This is a genomic window from Geodermatophilus sp. SYSU D01119 (genome assembly GCF_054049975.1).
Genome location: NZ_JBJGYL010000007.1, coordinates 185,669 through 204,029, shown reverse-complemented (window position 1 = coordinate 204,029; position 18,361 = coordinate 185,669). Strand labels below are relative to the sequence as shown.

The window sequence follows — 18,361 nt, the reverse complement described above, 5'->3', positions numbered from 1 at the left end:
GGCCCCTCGACCGTCAGGAGACCGCCGTGCCGACCGTGCCCCTCGCCGTGACCGGATCGACCGGGCAGCTGGGCGGGCGGGTCGCGCGCCGGCTCGCCGACGCCGGGGTCGAGGAGCGGCTGCTCGTCCGTGACGTCGGCCGCGCGCCCCGGCGGGCCGGCCCGGCGCCCCGATGTTCGTCCCCCCGGTGCGTCCGGCCCCCCGCCGGGGCCCCCCCCGGGGGGCCACACGCGGCGCACCGAGGCCGCCGCGCCCCGGGTCAGCCGGTCGCGCGGCGCGCGCGGTAGGCGGCTGCGTGCGACCGGTTGGCGCAGGCGGTGCCGCAGAAGCGCCGGCCGGCGTTCTTGGTGAGGTCGACGAGGACGTCGTCGCAGCCCGAGGCCGCGCAGCGGCGCAGCCGGTCGAGGGCGCCCGAGCGGACGACGTCGGCGATGGCCAGCGCCGCCTCCACGCCCATGCGGTCGGCCACCGTGGCGGTCGGCTCGGTGGCGTGCAGGTGGTAGGGCCACCCGTCGTGGCGGACCAGTTGTGGCAGCGCGTGCCCCTCGCGCAGCAGCCGGTTGACCACGTCGACGACGTCGTCCTCGCCGGCGGTCCAGGTCCCGGCGAGGACCGTGCGCAGCCGGTGCACGGCGGCGAGCTCCGCGTCGTCGCCGGCGCGGCTGCCGGTGAACTGCCACTCGTCCAGGAACGCGGCCAGCGCGGGAGGGTCGGGCAGGCGCTCGGTGCCGTCCGCGGAGGTGTTCACCAGCGCGGCCGCGGCGGCGAGCGCCACCTCCGTGTCATGAGCGAAGAGCATGTCGGTCCTGACTACGCTACGGTCTCGGAGTCAGGAGTGTACGGATGTTCGCTCCTGACGGGAGGAGGTCGTCGTGCCCGGACGCCGGACCGGATCGGTCGGACTGCTGCTGGCGCTGCTCTCGGCGGCCGCCTTCGGCACGAGCGGGGTGTTCGCCACCGCGCTCATGGACGCCGGCTGGAGCGCCGGGGCGGCGGTGACCGCGCGCCTGGGCATCGCCGCGCTCGTGATGACCGGGCCGGCCGTCCTCCAGTTGCGCGGCCGGTGGCACCTGCTGCGCGCCGACGTCCTCGGCGTCCTGCGCTACGGCGCGCTCGCCGTGGCGCTGCCGCAGCTGGCCTACTTCCTCGCCGTCGGCCGGCTGTCGGTGGGGGTGGCGCTGCTGCTGGAGTACTCCGCGGTCGTCGTCGTGGTGCTGTGGACGTGGGCCCTGCACGGCCAGCGGCCCTCCGCGCTGACCGGGGCCGGGGTCGTCGTCGCGCTCGCCGGCCTCGTGCTCGTGCTCGACGTCGTCTCCGGCGCCCGGCTCGACCTCGTCGGCGTCCTCTGGGGGCTGGTCGCCGCCTGCGGCCTCGCCGCCTACTTCCTCCTCTCCGCCCGCACCGAGGGAGCGCTGCCGCCGCTGGTCAGCGCGTGGGCGGGGCTCGCCGTCGGCGTGCTGGTGGTCGGCGCGGCCGCGCTGGCCGGCGTCGTGCCGTGGCGGACGTCGTCCGCCCGGGTGGAGCTGGCCGGGTGGTCCACGAGCTGGCTGGTGCCCGTGCTCGGGCTGTCCCTGGTGGCGGCCGCCTTCGCCTACGTCACGGGGATCGCCGCCGTCCGCCGGCTCGGGTCGCGGGTGGCGTCCTTCGTCGGGCTGAGCGAGGTGCTGTTCGCCGTGGCGGCCGCCTGGCTGGCGCTGGGCCAGCAGCCCGGGGCGGTGCAGCTCGTCGGCGGCGTCGTCGTGCTGGCCGGGATCGTGCTCGTGCGGGTGGGGGAGCGGCCGCCCGCGGCGCCGGCCCCCTCCCCGGACCCGGTCCCCGCGACCCGGGAGGCCCCCGCCGCGCCGTAGCCGGGTGGCCGGGAGCACAGCGCCGCCGCCCGCCGGTGATCGACACTGTCGGGATGCCGAGCCCCGTGCCCCCCGCCCTGTCGGTGGTCGTCCTGCCCGACCGGCACCCGGTGCGGGCCTTCCTCGACGACGTCCGCGCGGCGGAGTCCGCGGGCGCACGGACGGTGTGGACCTACGACCACCTCACCTGGCCGCTGCTGGCACACCGCCCGTGGTACGGCGCGGTGCCGCTGCTCGCGGCCGCGGCCGCCGCCACCACCCGGGCGCGGCTGGGCACCCTGGTCGCCTCGCCGAACTTCCGGCACCCCGTGCCCTTCGCCAAGGAGCTGGTGACCCTCGACCAGCTGGCCGGCGGCCGGCTCGACGTCGGGGTCGGCGTCGGCACCGAGGGGCACGACGCGCGCGTCCTCGGCGACCCGCCGCGCAGCCGCGCCGAGCGGGCCGACCGGTTCGCCGAGTGGCTCGGCCTGCTCGACCGGCTGCTGCGCGAGCCGGTCACCACCGCCTCCGGGGAGCACTACGCCGCCGTCGACGCCCACAGCCTCCCGGGCTGCGTGCAGGAGCCCCGGATGCCCTTCACCGTCGCCGCGACCGGAGCCCGGGGCCTGCGCCTGGCGGCCCGGTACGGCTCGGCGTGGGTCACCTACGGCCCCGTCGGTGCGGAGGTCGGACCCGAGGCGTGGCTCGCGGCGGTGGAGGAGCAGGGCGCCCGGCTGGACGACGCCCTGCGGCAGGAGGGACGGGAGCTCGACGGGATCCGGCGCGTGGTGCTCCTCGGCCCGACGACGGCCTGGCCGTTCGAGAGCGCCGGCCGCTACGCCGACACGCTCGCCCGGCTCGCGGCCGCGGGGATCGACGAGGTGGTCGTGCACTGGCCCCGCGAGGACGGGCTCGGCGTCCCCGGCGCGGCGCTGCCCGCGGTCCTCGCCGCGCACGGGCTCTGAGGACCGGGCCGTGGCCGCGCCTACCCTGCAGCAGCTGGCCTACTTCGTCGCCGCCGTCGAGCACGGGTCCTTCGCCGCCGCCGCCGAGGCCTGCCACATCGCGCAGCCGAGCCTGTCGGAGCAGGTGCGCCGGCTGGAGCGCACGCTCGGCGTGACCCTGTTCGTCCGCACGAACCGCCGCCTGCAGCTCACCGAGGCCGGGCGGGTGCTGCTGCCCCAGGCCCGCCGCACGCTCGCCGACGCGGACGCCCTCACCGAGAGCGTGCGGCACATCCGCGAGCTCTCCGGCGGCACCGTCTCCTTCGGCACCTTCTCCAGCGCCCACCTGTACCTGCTCACCGGCCTGCTCGGCGACTTCCGCGCCCAGTACCCCGGCGTCGTCACCCGGGTCGTCGGGCTCAACAGCTCGGAGGTGGCCGACCAGGTGCGCCGCGGCGAGCTCGAGGCCGGGCTGGTGCAGCTCCCCATCGACGAACGGGGGCTCGACGTCGGCCCGCCGGTCCTCGTCGACTCCGTCGTCTACGTCAGCACCGACGGCGAGCGCACGCGCGAGCCGGTGACGATCGAGCGGCTGGCGCAGGCCCCGCTGATCCTGTCGGAGGCCCGGTGGGGCTCGGAGGACCCGCTGCGCCGGGCGCTCACCGAGCGGGCGCGCAGGGCCGGCGTCACGCTCCGCCCGCAGATCGAGGTGGAGTTCCAGACCGCCGCCGTCGAGCTCGCCGCCCACGGCCTCGGCGACTCGCTGGTCTCCTACCTGGTCACCCGGTGGGCGGGCTACCCGGGACGGCTGCACTGGGTGCGGCTCGAGCCGCCGGTCGCGGAGCGCTTCGCCTTCATCACCCGGGCGCACGCCGTCCTGTCGCCGGCCACGCGGATCTTCATGGACCTGGCCTCCCGGCACATCCGCGCCCTGCAGCGCGCCGCCGACGCCGGCCCGCCGCGGGGGCCGGCGGACGCCGCTCAGCCGGCGGTCCAGCCATAGGCCCTGCCTTGAGCAGGCGCTGGCAGTTGGCCGTTCACAACCGCGGTCGCCGTCACGAGACTCGTCCCGGGCCGGGGTGCACCCGGCCGCACGACGACGAGGGGACGCACCGGTGGCCGACCGTGCACAGCCAGCGAGGGGGCCCGCGCAGCGGGTCTGCGTGATCGGGGCCGGCGCCGCGGGCCTGGAGGCGGTGCGCGTCCTGCGCGACGCCGGACACGAGGTGGTCGCCCTCGAGCGGGGGGAGCGCGCCGGCGGGCACTGGCACACCGACTACGAGTCGCTGCACCTGATCACCCCGCGCGACGTCTCCGGCTTCGACGGCGTCCCGATGCCGGGCGACTACCCGCTGTTCCCGAGCCGTCAGCAGGTCGTCGACTACCTCGACGACGTCGCCGACCGGTTCGCCCTGCGCGACCACGTGCGGTCCGGTACGGAGGTCACCGCGGTCACCAGCCCCGACGGCGGCGCCTCCGGGTGGGACGTGACCACCGCCGACGGTGCCACGGAGCACTGGGACGCCGTCGTGGTCGCCAACGGCCACCACTGGGACCCGGCGCTGCCGGAGATGGCGCACCGGTTCACCGGCCGGTCGCTGCACTCCTCGCAGTACCGCACCTCCGCCGACCTCGACGGCGACCGCGTGCTCGTCGTGGGGGCCGGCAACTCCGGCTGCGACCTGGCCGTCGACGCCGTCCACGCGCGCCGGCAGGTGTCCATCGCGATGCGTCGGGGCCAGGTGTTCCAGCCCAAGACCTTCTTCGGCCGGGGCCGCAACCAGCTGCCGCTGCTGGCGAGGCTGCCGATGGCCGTGTCCGAGCGGGTGCAGCGCACCCTGGTGCGGATCTCGGTCGGGACGGCGGCCGACTACCCCGGCCTGCAGCGCCCGGCCACGGCCAACCTCAACCGGCAGCCGCCCGTGGTCAACGACCTGCTCCTGTACTGGCTCCAGCACGGCCGCATCACGGCCCGCCCCGGAGTCGACGACGTCCGGGGCCGCACCGTCGTCTTCGCCGACGGCAGCACCGCCGAGTTCGACACCGTCCTGTGGGCCACCGGCTTCCGCGTCTCGCTGCCCTTCCTCGCACCCGGGGTGCTGACCTGGCGCGGCGGCGTCCCGCTGCGGGTGGGCGGGATGACCGTGCCGGTCGGGGTGCAGCGGCTCTACACCGTCGGCCTCGCGAGCCCGCGTGGCCCGCAGTTCCCCGTGTTCAGCGCGCAGTCCCGCCTCGCCGTGCGGCTCCTGGCGCTCGAGGGCCGCACCGCCCGGCCGCTGCACGAGGAGCTGCTGCGGGCCGGCCCGCCCGACGACCGCGTCGACGTCCTGCGCCCGCTGTGGGCCCGGCAGGTCGCGGCGAGCAACCGGGTGCTCGACCGGCTGGAGCGCACCGCCCGGCCCGCCGCCGCGTCCGCCCCCGCGCTGCAGGAGGCCGCCCGATGAGCGCCCGCACCGTCGTCGTCACCGGTGCCGCGAGCGGCATGGGCCGCGCCGTGGTCGAGCGCTTCCTGGCCGGGGGCAGTCGGGTGGTCGCGCTGGACCGCGACGCCGCGCCGCTCGCGGCCATGGCCGACGCCGGCCCCGACCTGGTGCCGCTGGTCGCCGACGTCGTCGACCGGGCCGCGGTCGAGGACGGCCTGGCCGCCGCGCTCGACGGGGCGCCGCTGCAGGCGGTGGTCAACGCCGCCGGCATCTACCCGCCCACCACGCTCGCCGACTACACCGCCGAGCTGCACGAGCGGGTCTTCGGCGTCAACGTGCTCGGCACGCTCAACGTGACCGCGGCGGCGCTGCCGCACCTGCGGGCCGCCGGCGGGGGAGCGGTGGTCAACTTCGCCTCCGTCGACGCCTTCGCCGTCTCCCCGGGGCAGCTGCTCTACAGCGCCTCGAAGGCCGCCGTCCTCGCGCTGACCCGGTCGCTGGCGATCGAGCTCGCCCCCGACCGGATCGTCGTCAACGCCGTCGCACCCGGCTGGGTGGACACCCCGGGCAACGCCGCCACCGGCCGGATGGCCGCCGTCGCCGAGGGCATCCCGCTCGGCCGCGTCGCGCAGCCCGACGAGGTGGCCCTGTGGGTCGAGCGGCTCGCCGAACCCGGCTACGTCACCGGCGAGACCGTCGTCATCGCCGGCGGCAGCGCGATGCGCTGACCCGCCTCCCCGACCCGCCCTCCCAGGAGAGGCGACCGGATCCTCACCCACTGAAGGAGCACCGCGATGCGCACCGTCCCCCTGCTACGCGTCACCGCCCTGGCCGCCGCCGCCCTGCTGGCCACGTCCGCCTGCGGGGGAGGCGGGGACGACGGTGCGGCCGCCGACGACGGCGGCGGCGGCGGCGCCGACGAGACGTTCGTCTACGGCGCCGACGGCAACATGAACAACGGCCTCGGTGAGGACTTCTCCGGGCCGGGTGCCCTGGCCGGCATGCGCGGCACCGTGCTGCTCACCGACCTCGGCGACGAGTTCCGCGACCGGCTGCTGGCGGTCGACGGCGGCCTGACGAACTTCAACACCGCGGGGGAGACCTACGACGCCGTCGTGGTCGCGGCCCTCGCCGCGCAGCTCGCGGGCAGCACCGACGCCACCGTGTTCGCCCCCTACGTCAACGGCGTCACCGTGGGCGGGGAGACCTGCACCGACGTCGCCGCCTGCCTGGAGATCGTGGCCGCAGGCGGCAACCCCGACTACGACGGGCTGGCCGGGCCGCTGGGCTTCACCGACGCCGGCGAGCCGTCGCAGGCGAGCTTCGCCATCGAGAGCTTCACCGAGGACAACCGCATCGACGAGGAGGCGCGGGAGTTCCAGCTGGTCGGCGACCCCGAGGACGCCACCACCGACGAGGGCCCGGCGCCGGCGCCGCCCGGCGCGACCGGCGGCCCGCTGGTGATCGGCAGCCTGACGCCGCAGACCGGCAGCCTGTCGTACCAGGGCCCCCAGCAGCTGGCCGCCCTGCAGCTGGCCGTCGAGGACGTCAACGCGGCCGGCGGCGTGCTCGGGCAACCGGTCCGGCTCGAGACCGGCGACTCGGGCGACGCGTCCACCGACATCGCCACGCAGACCGTCGACCGGCTGCTGCAGGCGGGCGTGAGCGTGATCGTCGGGGCGTCGTCGTCCGGGGTGAGCCTCGGCGTCATCGACAAGGTCACCGGTGCCGGCGTGGCGATGATCAGCCCGGCCAGCACGTCCGACGAGCTGACCGCCTACGAGGACGAGGGGCTGTTCTTCCGCACCGTCCCGCCGGACACGCTGCAGGCCCGGGCGCTCGCCGACCTGATCCTGGCCGACGGCAACACCACCGTCGGGATCCTCGCGCTCAACGACCCCTACGGCGTCGGGCTGATGGAGAACACCGCGGCGAACCTGGTCGACGCCGGCGTCGCCGAGGACGACGTCGTGCAGGTGGTCTACGACCCCAACGCGTCGAACTTCGACAGCGAGGTGCAGCAGATGGTCGAGTTCGCGCCCGACGGCATCCTCGTCATCGGCTTCGAGGAGAGCGGCCGCATCATCGAGGGCCTCAACGCGCAGGGCATCGGCCCGCAGCGCTGAGCCCTCCGCACGCCCGTCGTCGACCTGCTGCGGCCTCCCCGCCCGGGAGGCCGCAGCAGGTCGGCACGCGGCGGCCCGGGCCGCTCAGCCCGGGACGGCGCGCCCCTGCGGCGCCGCCTGCGGACGGAGGACGGCCAGCAGCTGCAGGCGCTCGGCGCTCTCGCTGCCGGGGACGGCGGTGTAGACGAGCAGCCGGTGCGACTGGTCGGGGTCGACCAGCGACTGGCAGGCCAGCTCGAGCGGCCCGACGACGGGGTGCACGAAGCGCTTGACGTCCCGCGGGCGGACGCCGACCTCGTGCGCGTCCCACAGCCGCCGCAGCTCCTCGCTCGCGGCGAGGGCCAGCTCGGCGAGCCGCGCCGCCCGGGAACGGGGACCGCGCAGCGTGACCAGCTGCCGCAGGTGCGAGGCGTAGAGGCGCGACAGGAACGCGTGCTCCCCGGGGTCGTACAGCGCGCGGGTGGCCGGGTCGGTGAACCAGCGGTAGCCCAGGCTGCGCGCCGGCCCCGAGTAGCGGGTGGCGTCGCCGGTGAGCGCGACGCCGAGCGGCGTCTGCCGGAGCGTCTCCCCGAGCTCGGTGACGATCTCCGCCGGGGTGTCGGCGAGGCGGTCCAGGATGCGCAGCAGGCCCGGGCCGACGTGCTCGCCCTCCGTGCCGCGGGCGGGCGGCTGGTGCCCGGCCAGCCGGAACAGGTGGTCGCGCTCGTCGAGGGACAGGTGCAGGCCCTGCGCGATGGCGGCGACCATCTGCTCCGACGGGTGCGGCCCGCGCTCCTGCTCCAGCCGCGTGTAGTAGTCGGTGGACATGTGGCAGAGGACGGCGAGCTCCTCCCGCCGCAGGCCACCGGTGCGCCGGCGCGGGCCGCGGGGCAGGCCGACGTCCTCCGGCTGCAGCGCCGCGCGCCGCCGTCGCAGGAAGTCCGCCAGCCCGGCCCGGTCGATCACGTCGCCTCCACTCGCGGGTCCCGCCGTGGGCCCCGGCGTCGTTCCTACCGGCGCGCGCGGCGCTCCTCCACGGACCGCCGGTCCCTCCCTCGGGAACGGATCGCGGACGGGCGTGTACCGGAAGCCCCTCCGCGGGATGATGTCCCCGGAGCCGCGGTGCTGTAGGACAACGGATCGGTCCCGCGCACCCGGGACACGGACACGACGCAGGAGGAGGCCCGGCCGTGCCGAGCGACCGCTACACCGGCCTCGCCGCGGTGCTGGCCGCCATCCGGAGCTCCGAGGACAGCACCCAGCCGCAGATCGTCGAGCGCGTGGGGCTCGGTCGCAGCGTCGTCGCCCAGCGGGTGGCCGAGCTGGAGGCCGCCGGGCTGGTCGTCTCCGACGGCTTCGGGCCCTCGACCGGGGGCCGGGCACCGCGCCGGCTGCGGCTGCACGCCGAGGCGGGCCACGTGCTCGGTGCCGACATCGCCACCAACGAGCTCGTCGTGGGCATCGCCGACCTCGGTGGCCGGCTCCTGGCGACGCGTCAGCAGGAGATCGAGGTGGTGCGGGGGCCCGAGGCCGTCCTCGGGGCGGTGGAGCGGCTGGGGCGCGAGCTCGTCGAGGAGGCCGGCGCCGCCGACAGCCTGTGGTCCTTCGGTGTGGGCATGCCGGGACCGGTGGCCTGGGACAGCGGCGCGCCGGCGACGATGCCGACCCTGCCGGACTGGAGCCGGCACCCCACCCGCGAGCAGCTCGGGGACCGGTTCGGCGTGCCCGTCTGGATCGACAACCGGACCAACCTCTCCGCGCTCGGCGAACGCCGGGTCAACCCGGTCGCGGCGGCCTCCCGGCACATGGTCTACCTGGGCGGCGGCTACGGGATCGGGGCGGCGGTGGTCGTGGACGGCCGCATCCACCGCGGCGCGCACGGCCTGGCCGGCGCCATCGACCACGTACCCGTGCCGGGCGTCGGCGACGTCGTCTGCCACTGCGGCCGCACCGGGTGCCTGGAGGCGGTCGCCGGACGGGCGGCCCTCGTCCGGGACGGCCGGCTGCTGGCCGAGACCCGGCAGAGCCCGGCGCTCGCGGAGGTCCTCGAGCGCACCGGCCGGATCCGGCCGGTCGACGTCACCGAGGCGGCCGGCCAGGGGGACACCGCTGCGCGCGCCCTCCTGCACCGCAGCGCCACGCTGATCGGGCGCAGCCTCTCGACGCTGGTCAACGTCTTCGACCCCGACCTGGTCGTGGTGGGCGGCGGCATCGCGCGGGCGCGGGCGCACGTGCTCGCCGCCATCCGGGAGGAGATCTACCGCTCGGCACTGCCCGCGGCGACCCGGGACCTGCGGATCGAGCCCTCGGCCTTCGACCAGGAGATCGCCGGCATCACCGGCGCGGTCGAGTTCGCCCTCGGGGAGCTGTTCAGCCCCGAGCACCTGCCCGCCGTCCTCGACGCCCGCGACCGCGTCCCGTCACTGGACGAGGACCTGCCGGCCTGATCCCGACTTCCGTCACGCAGTCGGCTCGCTTCTTCCGCGGAGAGGCAGAAGTCCGGCTAGGCTGCGCGGGTGAGCACGGGCACCCCCGACGGGCTGGTCGCCGTCCTCGACGCCATCCGGAACGCCGACGGGGTCACCCAGCCGCAGCTGGTGCAGCGTCTCGACCTGGGCCGCACGGGCGTCGCCCAGCGGGTCGCCCTGCTGGAGGCCGCCGGCCTGGTCGTCCAGGACGGACGCGCGCCGTCCAGCGGCGGACGCGCCCCGCGGAGGCTGCGGCTCCGGGCCGGGGCCGGACTGGTCGCCGGCGCGGACATCGGGGCCACGGGGATGGCCGTCGGCGTCGCCGACCTCTCCGGTCGGGTGCTCGCGCAGGTCCACGAGCCCGTCGACGTGGCCGACGGCCCCGACCCGGTCCTCGGCCGGGTGGAGGAACTGGTCGGGGAGCTGGTCCGCGGCCTGCCCGGCGCGCCGCCGCTCTGGGGGATCGGCGTCGGTGTCCCGGGACCGGTCGAGTACGCCACCTCGCGCCCCGTCGCCCCGCCGATCATGCCCGGCTGGGACGGGTACCCGATCCGGGAGCGCCTGTCCGGCCGTTTCGCCGTCCCGGTCTGGGTGGACAACGACGTCAACGTGCTGGCCCTGGGGGAGTTGCGCACCAACCCCGCGGCGGCCGAGGCGGGCGACGTCCTCTACCTCAAGATCGGCACCGGCATCGGCGCCGGCCTGGTCTCCGGAGGCCGGGTGCACCGCGGGGTCAACGGCTGCGCCGGGGACATCGGGCACGTCGCGGTGACCGAGGCCGACTCGGTCATCTGCCGGTGCGGGAACGTCGGCTGCCTCGAGGCCGTCGCCGGGGGTGCGGCGCTCGCCCGGGACGGACGCCGGCTGGCCGAGAGCGGCGGCAGCGCGGCGATGGCCGAGATCCTGGCCCTCCGGGGCACCCTCACCGCGGCGGACGTCACGGCTGCGGCCGAGCGCGGCGACCCCGCCGCCACCGCGATGCTCGCGCGCGCCGGCCGGCTCGTCGGCAGCACGCTGGCCACCCTCGTGAGCTTCTACAACCCCGGCCTGGTCGTCCTCGGCGGCGGCGTCGTGCACGCCGGTGACCACGTCCTCGCCGCCATCCGCGAGTCGGTCTACCGGCGGTCGCTCCCGCTCGCCACCCGCACGCTGCGCATCGAGCCGTCGCTCCTCGGCGAGGCGGCCGGCCTCGCCGGTGCCGTGCACCTCGCGCTCGACGCGCTGTTCGCCCCCGGCCGGCTGTCCCGGTGGCTGCCGGCGGGCTCGCCGGCCGGGCGGCCCGATCTCGCCTCCGTCGCGGAGTCCGTGCTCGTCTGACCCGTACCGCGGATCGCGGCACGTGATCGGCGCCCCCCGTGGCATCAGTGCCGCTGATGACGTGCATCACCAACGTTACGCCTGCGTTGCATTGACTTCCTCCGCTGACTGGCAGAAGTATGTGGTTGCCATCACGCGGACGGGATCCGGCTCGGACCCGACGCGGCGCTCGGAACCACCGTCGCAGTCGTCGTCCGGTCGTCGGACACGTGGAGAGAGGCAACACATGACCCAGCACCGTTCGAGGGGGATCCGCCGCATCGGCGTCCTCGTCGCCGTCCCGGCCCTGAGCGCGCTCACGCTCGCCGCCTGCGGTGGCGGGGACGACAGCGGCTCCGGCGGCTCCGGCGGTTCCGGCTCGGCCGACGGCTTCACCTTCGCCTTCGAGAACGCCAGCGGCGGTGCCGAGAACCCCTGGCTGGTGCTCGCCGAGCAGTACTCCGAGGAGACCGGCGTCGAGATCGAGACCCAGGCGCTCCCGCCGGACAGCTACGGCCTGACCATCCGCACGCAGCTGCAGGGCGGCAACGCCCCAGACCTCATGATGTTCTCGCCGGGCGCCGGCCAGGCCAACGCGGTCCTGCCGCTGGCCGAGGCCGACCTGCTCGAGCCGCTGGGTGAGGAATCGGCCTCGCTGGTCCCCGCGGGCAGCGAGTCCCTGTACGGCATCGACGGCGAGGTCTACGCCCAGCCGACCAACCTCATCCCGGTCGGCATGACCTGGAACGCCGGCGCCGCGTCGGACGCCGGGGTCGACGTCCCGGCCGACACCGACGCGCTGATCGACGCCTGCGGCCCGCTGGCCGACGACGGGAAGTCGCTGTTCGTCGTCGCCGGCTCCGTCCCGCCCAACCCCGGTCTCATGGCCATGGCCATCTCCGCCACCCGCGTCTACGCCGAGACGCCGGACTGGAACGAGCAGCGCGCGGACGGCGACGTCAGCTTCGCCGACAGCGAGGGCTGGCAGGAGACGCTGCAGACCGTCGTCGACCTCAACGAGGCCGGCTGCTTCCAGCAGGGCGCCGCGGGCGGCGGCTTCGACGCCATCACGCAGGGGATCACCCAGGGGACGGCGCTCGGCGCGTTCCTGCCGGGTTCCTCGGCCAACGAGCTGGCCAACGCCACGCCCGGCCTCGAGCTCGAGGTGCAGCCCTTCCCCGCGGCCGCCGGCGGTGAGCCGTACGTGCTGGCCAGCTCCAACTACGCCCTGAGCATCAACGCGGCCGCCGAGGACCCGCAGAAGGAGGCGGCGCGCGACTTCCTCGCCTGGATGGCGGAGCCGGAGAACGCCGCCCGGTTCACCGAGATCCAGGGCGGGGTGGCCATCACCGGCCCCGACGAGAACCTCAACCCGGTGTTCGAGCCGGTGCGCGAGCTGCTCGAGTCGGGCAGTTACGCGCCCCTGCCCAACCTCAGCTGGCCGAACCCCGGCGTCTACGACGCGCTGGCCACCGGCGTCCAGGGCCTGATCGCCGGTCAGGGCGACGTGCAGTCGGTGCTCGAGGGCGTCGACCAGGCCTGGGACCAGTGACCCGGGGCCGCTGAGCCGACCGACATCCCCGGACCGACCGACCAGAGGACTGACGATGACCGCCACCATGGGTACTCCGCAGGACACCGGTCCGGTCGTCCGGGGGACGGTCCCGGCCGTCGCCGGGGGCGGGCGCCCCGCCCGCCCCCGGCGCAGCCGGCCCCTGATCACCTACGGCCGCTGGTGGTGGGCCCTGCCCGCCGTGGCGATGGTCGTGCTGGTGCACTACGTCGCCACCGCCGGCGGCGCCTTCTACGCCTTCACGAACTGGACGGGCATCGGCGACTTCGACCTCGTCGGCCTGGACAACTTCCGCCGCATCCTCGATGACCCGGACTCCATCGGGTCGCTGCAGAACACCCTGTTCCTCGCCTTCGGGTTCCTGGTGCTGACCAACGTCGTCGGCCTGGTCCTCGCGCTCGCGCTCAACCGCACGCTCAAGACCCGCTACCTGCTGCGCGTGCTGTTCTTCATGCCCGTGGTGCTGAGCCCGCTGGCGGTGTCCTACGTCTGGAAGTTCATCTTCGACTTCAACGGCCCGCTCAACGACGTGCTGGGCTGGTTCGGGGCGGCGCCGAAGACATGGCTCGCCGACCCGACGCTGGCGCTGTGGGCGGTGCTGGTCGTCATGGCCTGGCAGACGACGGGCATGGTGATGGTCATCTACCTCGCCGGTCTGGCCACCGTGCCGCCGGAGATCGAGGAGGCGGCGGCGCTGGACGGCGCGACCACCTGGCGGCGGTTCCGGCACATCACCGTGCCCTCGATCCGTCCGTCGATCGCCATCGCCTCGACGCTGATGCTCATCCAGGGCCTGCGGGTGTTCGACCAGGTCATGGCCCTCACCGGCGGCGGGCCGGCCGGGGCCACCGAGACCCTGGCGACGCAGGTCTACAAGGAGACCTTCGCGCTCAGCAACTTCGGCTACGGCGCCGCGCTGGCGCTCCTGCTGACCCTGATCATGCTCGTCTTCTCGGTGCTGCAGCAGGCAGCGACCCGGGACCGTTCCTGAGGGAGTCGGACCGATGTTCCGCTACACCAAGGCGACGGCGCTCCGCGAGGGGATCGTCTGGGTCTGCGCCCTGCTCACCCTGCTGCCGTTCTACTACCTCGTCGTCATCGCACTGAAGCCCGACGAGGAGCTGCTGACCACGGGCACCTCGGCGCCGCCGTCGCGGCCGACGCTGGAGAACTTCACCGAGGTGCTCACCGAGGGCGGGGACAACAACATCCTGCTCGCGCTGCTGCACAGCGTGGTGATCACCGCCGGCAGCATCGCGGGGCTGGTGGCCTTCGGCTCCCTGGCCGCCTACGTGCTGGCCCGGACCACGCGCCGCTGGGGCACGATCACCTTCTACCTCTTCCTCGTGGCGATCCTGCTGCCCACGCAGCTCGGCCTGGTGCCGCTCTACATCGGCGCCCGGCAGATCGGCCTGGTCGGCTCGATGTGGGGGATGGTCGTCCTCTACGTCGGCACCCTCATGCCGCTGGCGGTCTTCCTCTACGCCGGCTTCTTCCGCGGCCTGCCCCGCGACTACGAGGAGGCCGCGGCGCTGGACGGCGCGAGCCCCGCGCGGGTCTTCTTCCGGGTCGTCCTGCCGCTGATGGCGCCGGCGACGGGCACGGTCGCGATCCTCACGGGCCTGATCGTGTGGAACGACTTCTTCTCCGCGCTGATCTTCCTCGGCGGCTCGGACAACCAGACGCTGCCGGTGTCGATGTACTACTACGTCGGCTCGCTGGTCTCCGCCTGGAACAAGATCTTCGCGATCGTCATCGTGTCGATGCTGCCGATCCTCGCCTTCTACCTCTTCGCGCAGAAGAAGTTCATCCAGGGCTTCGCCGGAGGCATCAAGTAGCCCCGCGCGGCCGCTCCGGCACGGAGCCGCCGCGCCCATCCGCCCGGTCGATGCCGTGCATCAGCACGGGCAGGGCGCCGCGTCATTGACTTCCTCCGGCAATCGGAAGAAGTATGTCGTCCAGGCCACGGAAGTGGCCGGACCGTTCGGGAGGAGGCCTCCGTGGCCGATCGGATCCGCGCCGGCATCGCCGGAGCCGGCTTCATGGGAACCGTCCACGCGCGGGCGATCCGCCGGGCCGGCGGCACGGTGTCCCGCGTCGCCGGCTCCACCACGGAGTCCTCCCGTGCCGGTGCGGAGCGCATCGGGGCGGAGTCGCCGACCGACAGCGTGGAACAGCTGCTGGCCGCCGACGACGTCGACGTCGTCCACGTCTGCACCCCCAACGCCGCCCACGCGCCGCTGGTGCGCGCGGCGATCGCGGCGGGGAAGCACGTGGTCTGCGAGAAGCCGCTGGCCGTCGATGCCACGGAGGCCGCCGAGCTGGCCGATCTCGCCGCCGAGGCCGGGGTCACCGCGACCGTCCCGTTCGTCTACCGCTTCTACCCGATGGTCCGCGAGGCCCGGGCCCGCGTCGCGGACGGCAGCGCCGGCCCGGTGCGCCTGCTGCACGGCTCCTACCTGCAGGACTGGCTGGCCGGGGACGGCGACGACGACTGGCGGGTCGACGCCGCGACCGGCGGTGCCTCCCGGGCCTTCGCCGACATCGGCGTGCACTGGTGCGACCTGGTCGAGTTCGTCAGCGGGCACCGCATCACCCGGCTGGCCGCCCGGACCGTGACGGTCGTCCCCGAGCGCGGCGGGCGGCCTGTCACCACCGAGGACGCCGCGATGGTGCTCTTCGAGACCGACGGCGGGGCCTTCGGGAACCTGACGGTCAGCCAGGTCAGCCAGGGCCGGAAGAACCGGCTGTGGTTCTCCGTCGACGGCGCGGCCGAGTCGCTGTGCTTCGACCAGGAGAACCCCGAGTCGCTGTGGATCGGCGGGCGCGAGGTCAACCGGCAGCTCCTGCGCGGCACCAGCGAGGGAGCGGGCGCGGCGCGCTTCACCGTCATCCCCGCCGGTCACCCGCAGGGCTACCAGGACTGCTTCGACGCCTTCGTGGCCGACACCTACGCCGCCCTCGCCGGCGACCGACCCGACGGCCTGCCCACCTTCGCCGACGGCCTGCGCGCCGCCCGGCTCACCGAGGCCGTGCTCGAGTCCAGCCGCAGCCGCAGCTGGGTGGAGGTCGGCTGAGGTGGTCGTGCTCGGGACGACGCTGTTCTCGCTGACGCCGGACTGGCGGGCCGGCGCGGACCTGTCCGGCCTGCTCGAGCGGGTCGCCGCGGCGGGCTGCGGACCCGCGGTCGAGGTGGTCGGTGCACAGGCCTGGCGGGGCTTCCCGGCGGTCGACCCCGCCGAGGAGCAGGCGTTCCGCGCCGCGGTCGACCGGCTCGGCCTGCTCCCGGTCGCGCTCGGCGTCTACACCGACCTGTTCCGCCGTCCCGGCCGCCGGCTGGACGACGACGAGGTCCTCGCCGAGCTCCGGCCGCAGATGGAGACTGCGGCCCGGCTCGGCTTCGGCGCGGTCCGCGCGACGCTCGGCATGGGCGCCCCGCTGCTGCGCCGGGCGGCCGCCGAGGCCGAGCGGGTCGGCGTCGCGCTCACCTTCGAGGTCCAGGGCGCCATCCCGCCCGACGCGCCGGCCGTGCTCGAGGTCGCGCAGCTGCAGCAGGAGACGGGCACCCCGTACCTGGGGCTCACCCTCGACACCAGCCTGACGACGCCGGCGCTGCCCGCGGCGCTCGGCACCGCCCTGCGCCGACTGGGCCTGACGGGGGCCGGCGTCGCCGCCGTCGCGGCCGCCTGGGCGCAGGACGGGCCGGTCGGCCCCCGCATCGGCGCCGCGCTCGCGGCCCTGGGCGACGCGCCCCGCCGCGACGAGCTGTCGGTCCTCGTGGCCGGCGTCCTGGGCCGCTGCGGCCGGTCCGCGCCGGCCGACTGGGCGCACCTGCTGCCCCTGGTCCGGCACGCCCACGCCAAGTGCTGGGACCCCGACGTCGAGGCGGTGCGCGCCCCGACTGCTGCCTGGGTCGCCGCGCTCGAGGCGGCCGGCTACACGGGCGCGCTGCTCAGCGAGTGGGGCGGGCACGAGCTGCTGCTGCGGTCCGACGCCGACGCCCTGACGGTCACCGCCGCGCACGTCGCGCTCCTCCGCGGGCTGACGGCCGCCCGGACGGCGGTGCCGGCGTGACGATGACCGAGGGCACCCTGCGCCCCGGCGCACTGACCGTCCGGGACGGTCGCCTCGCCCTGGCGGTGCGCCTCCCGTGGTACCGGTCGCTGCCGCTGTCCTGCCTGGAGTCGATCGAGGTCGCCGTCGACGGCGGCCCGGCGGAGGTGCGGTCGGTCGGCACCGGCGACTTCTCGGGCCCGCCGGCCGGCCTGCCCGCCGCGACGGGGCAGTGGGACCTGCGCGACGCCCTCGAGGTGTCGCTCGAGGTGCCCGGCACCCCCGGCGCGGTGCACGCGGTCGAGGTCTCGCTCGCCGTCCGCATCCCCTACATCCAGGTGGCCCCGGGCGTGCCCCTCGTGCAGCACGCCACCGCCCGCGTCGACCTGGCCGCCTCCCGGCCCTCCGCCTCCCCGTCCTGAGCACCCACTCCCAGGAGCAGTCATGGCATCGATCACCTTCGACCGCATCACCAAGCGGTACCCCGACGGGACGCAGGCCGTCTCCGAGCTCGACCTGGCCATCCGCGACGGCGAGTTCCTCGTCCTGGTCGGCCCCTCCGGCTGCGGCAAGACCACCGCGCTGCGCATGGCCGCCGGCCTGGAGGAGATCTCCGACGGCCGGCTGCTCATCGGCGACCGGGTGGTCAACGAGGTGCACCCCTCGCAGCGGGACATCGCGATGGTCTTCCAGAGCTACGCGCTCTACCCGCACATGTCGGTGCGGGAGAACATCGCCTTCCCGCTGCAGTGCGCGGGCATGGCGAAGGGCGAGGTCCGGGAGCGGGTGGACCGCGCGGCCGACGCCCTCGGCCTGACCGAGCTGCTCGACCGCAAGCCCAAGGCGCTGTCCGGCGGTCAGCGGCAGCGGGTGGCCATGGGCCGGGCGATCGTCCGGCAGCCGCAGGCCTTCCTCATGGACGAGCCGCTGTCCAACCTCGACGCCAAGCTGCGCGGGCAGATGCGCGCCGAGATCCGCAACCTGCAGCGCGAGTACCGCACCACCACGCTCTACGTCACCCACGACCAGGTCGAGGCCATGACGATGGGCGACCGCATCGCGGTGCTGCGCAAGGGCGTGCTGCAGCAGCTGGGTACCCCCGACGAGCTCTACGAGGCCCCGGCGAACCTCTTCGTCGCCGAGTTCATCGGCTCGCCCCCGATGAACGTCATGAGCGCCACGGTGACCCGGACCGGTACGGGCCACGAGCTGGTCCTCGGCTCGCAGCGGCTGGCCCTCCCGGCCGGGACCCTGGACGCCTTCCCGGCGCTGGCCGGCGCGGACGCCACCCCGGTGGCGCTGGGACTGCGCCCGGAGGCGTTGCGCCACCCCGCCGGTGCCGACCCCTCCTGGCCACGGCTGCTGGCCGACGTCGACCTGGTCGAGAACCTGCCGCCGGAGAAGCTGGTCCACCTGCGGCTGGACGCCGAGCCGGTGGTCACCGAGGCGACGCTGGAGATCGCCGCCGACATCGACCAGGCGGCCGCCGAGGACCTGCGGGCCCTGGGCCGCGGCACCGTCGTGCACGCCCGGCTGGCCGGCAGCACGCCGGTGCGCGAGGGGACGCGCGCGGAGTTCGCCGTCCCGCCGTCGGCCCTGCACTTCTTCGACCTGTCCACCGGACAGGCCATCGCCCCGCGGTCGCCGCGCCTGGCCGCGGCGACCGCTTGACC

General features: G+C 75.4%; 17 protein-coding genes. 15 read left to right on the top strand and 2 right to left on the bottom strand.

All coding sequences use genetic code 11. The features are described 5' to 3' along the window. Positions 1-259: 259 nt before the first annotated feature. Positions 260-799, bottom strand: a complete 540-nt coding sequence (locus ACI79X_RS07830; RefSeq protein WP_457024854.1) for a CGNR zinc finger domain-containing protein — start codon at positions 797-799, stop codon at positions 260-262. Between the two features lie 73 nt (positions 800-872). On the opposite strand from ACI79X_RS07830, the gene ACI79X_RS07825 reads away from it, so the two are divergent. The 6 genes from ACI79X_RS07825 (at position 873) to ACI79X_RS07800 (ending at position 7,319) form a co-directional block, all read left to right on the top strand. Further along, the gene (locus ACI79X_RS07825) at positions 873-1,847 is read left to right on the top strand and encodes an EamA family transporter (RefSeq protein ID WP_457024853.1); all 975 of its coding nucleotides are present in this window, start codon (positions 873-875) and stop codon (positions 1,845-1,847) included. Between the two features lie 53 nt (positions 1,848-1,900). Next, positions 1,901-2,791 (top strand): LLM class flavin-dependent oxidoreductase, encoded by an 891-nt coding sequence (locus ACI79X_RS07820; RefSeq protein ID WP_457024852.1) that lies wholly within the window; start codon positions 1,901-1,903, stop codon positions 2,789-2,791. A gap of 10 nt (positions 2,792-2,801) precedes the next feature. Beyond that, entirely contained in the window at positions 2,802-3,773 is a 972-nt protein-coding gene (locus ACI79X_RS07815) for a LysR family transcriptional regulator (protein ID WP_457024851.1), read from the top strand. 76 nt (positions 3,774-3,849) lie between these two features. After that, entirely contained in the window at positions 3,850-5,214 is a 1,365-nt protein-coding gene (locus ACI79X_RS07810) for a flavin-containing monooxygenase (protein ID WP_457024850.1), read from the top strand. Then, positions 5,211-5,921, top strand: a complete 711-nt coding sequence (locus tag ACI79X_RS07805; RefSeq protein ID WP_457024849.1) for an SDR family NAD(P)-dependent oxidoreductase — start codon at positions 5,211-5,213, stop codon at positions 5,919-5,921. The genes ACI79X_RS07810 and ACI79X_RS07805 overlap by 4 nt, the downstream gene beginning before the upstream one ends. A gap of 66 nt (positions 5,922-5,987) precedes the next feature. Further along, positions 5,988-7,319, top strand: a complete 1,332-nt coding sequence (locus tag ACI79X_RS07800; RefSeq protein WP_457024848.1) for an ABC transporter substrate-binding protein — start codon at positions 5,988-5,990, stop codon at positions 7,317-7,319. An 84-nt stretch (positions 7,320-7,403) separates the two neighbouring features. Here ACI79X_RS07800 and ACI79X_RS07795 read toward each other — a convergent pair whose 3' ends face one another. Further along, complete coding sequence (locus ACI79X_RS07795; protein ID WP_457024847.1) at positions 7,404-8,264, bottom strand: helix-turn-helix transcriptional regulator; 861 nt, start codon at positions 8,262-8,264, stop codon at positions 7,404-7,406. Between the two features lie 224 nt (positions 8,265-8,488). On the opposite strand from ACI79X_RS07795, the gene ACI79X_RS07790 reads away from it, so the two are divergent. The 9 genes from ACI79X_RS07790 (at position 8,489) to ACI79X_RS07750 (ending at position 18,359) form a co-directional block, all read left to right on the top strand. After that, a complete protein-coding gene (locus tag ACI79X_RS07790) occupies positions 8,489-9,745 on the top strand; it encodes an ROK family transcriptional regulator (protein WP_457024846.1) in 1,257 nt (418 codons plus the stop codon). Between the two features lie 69 nt (positions 9,746-9,814). Beyond that, a complete protein-coding gene (locus ACI79X_RS07785) occupies positions 9,815-11,083 on the top strand; it encodes an ROK family transcriptional regulator (protein ID WP_457024845.1) in 1,269 nt (422 codons plus the stop codon). 226 nt (positions 11,084-11,309) lie between these two features. Continuing rightward, positions 11,310-12,614, top strand: a complete 1,305-nt coding sequence (locus ACI79X_RS07780; RefSeq protein ID WP_457024844.1) for an ABC transporter substrate-binding protein — start codon at positions 11,310-11,312, stop codon at positions 12,612-12,614. Positions 12,615-12,669: 55 nt separating this feature from the next. Beyond that, positions 12,670-13,626 carry a carbohydrate ABC transporter permease gene (locus tag ACI79X_RS07775; RefSeq protein WP_457024843.1) on the top strand — a complete coding sequence of 319 codons (957 nt, stop codon included), beginning with the start codon at positions 12,670-12,672 and terminating at the stop codon, positions 13,624-13,626. A 13-nt stretch (positions 13,627-13,639) separates the two neighbouring features. After that, a complete protein-coding gene (locus tag ACI79X_RS07770) occupies positions 13,640-14,473 on the top strand; it encodes a carbohydrate ABC transporter permease (RefSeq protein ID WP_457024842.1) in 834 nt (277 codons plus the stop codon). Between the two features lie 162 nt (positions 14,474-14,635). Further along, complete coding sequence (locus ACI79X_RS07765; RefSeq protein ID WP_457024841.1) at positions 14,636-15,712, top strand: Gfo/Idh/MocA family protein; 1,077 nt, start codon at positions 14,636-14,638, stop codon at positions 15,710-15,712. Position 15,713: 1 nt separating this feature from the next. Beyond that, a complete protein-coding gene (locus ACI79X_RS07760; protein ID WP_457024840.1) occupies positions 15,714-16,709 on the top strand; it encodes a sugar phosphate isomerase/epimerase family protein in 996 nt (331 codons plus the stop codon). Then, a complete protein-coding gene (locus tag ACI79X_RS07755) occupies positions 16,706-17,110 on the top strand; it encodes a C-glycoside deglycosidase beta subunit domain-containing protein (RefSeq protein ID WP_457024839.1) in 405 nt (134 codons plus the stop codon). Before ACI79X_RS07760 ends, ACI79X_RS07755 begins: the two co-directional genes overlap by 4 nt. 22 nt (positions 17,111-17,132) lie before the next feature. Next, positions 17,133-18,359 (top strand): ABC transporter ATP-binding protein, encoded by a 1,227-nt coding sequence (locus ACI79X_RS07750; protein ID WP_457024838.1) that lies wholly within the window; start codon positions 17,133-17,135, stop codon positions 18,357-18,359. Positions 18,360-18,361: the final 2 nt, after the last annotated feature.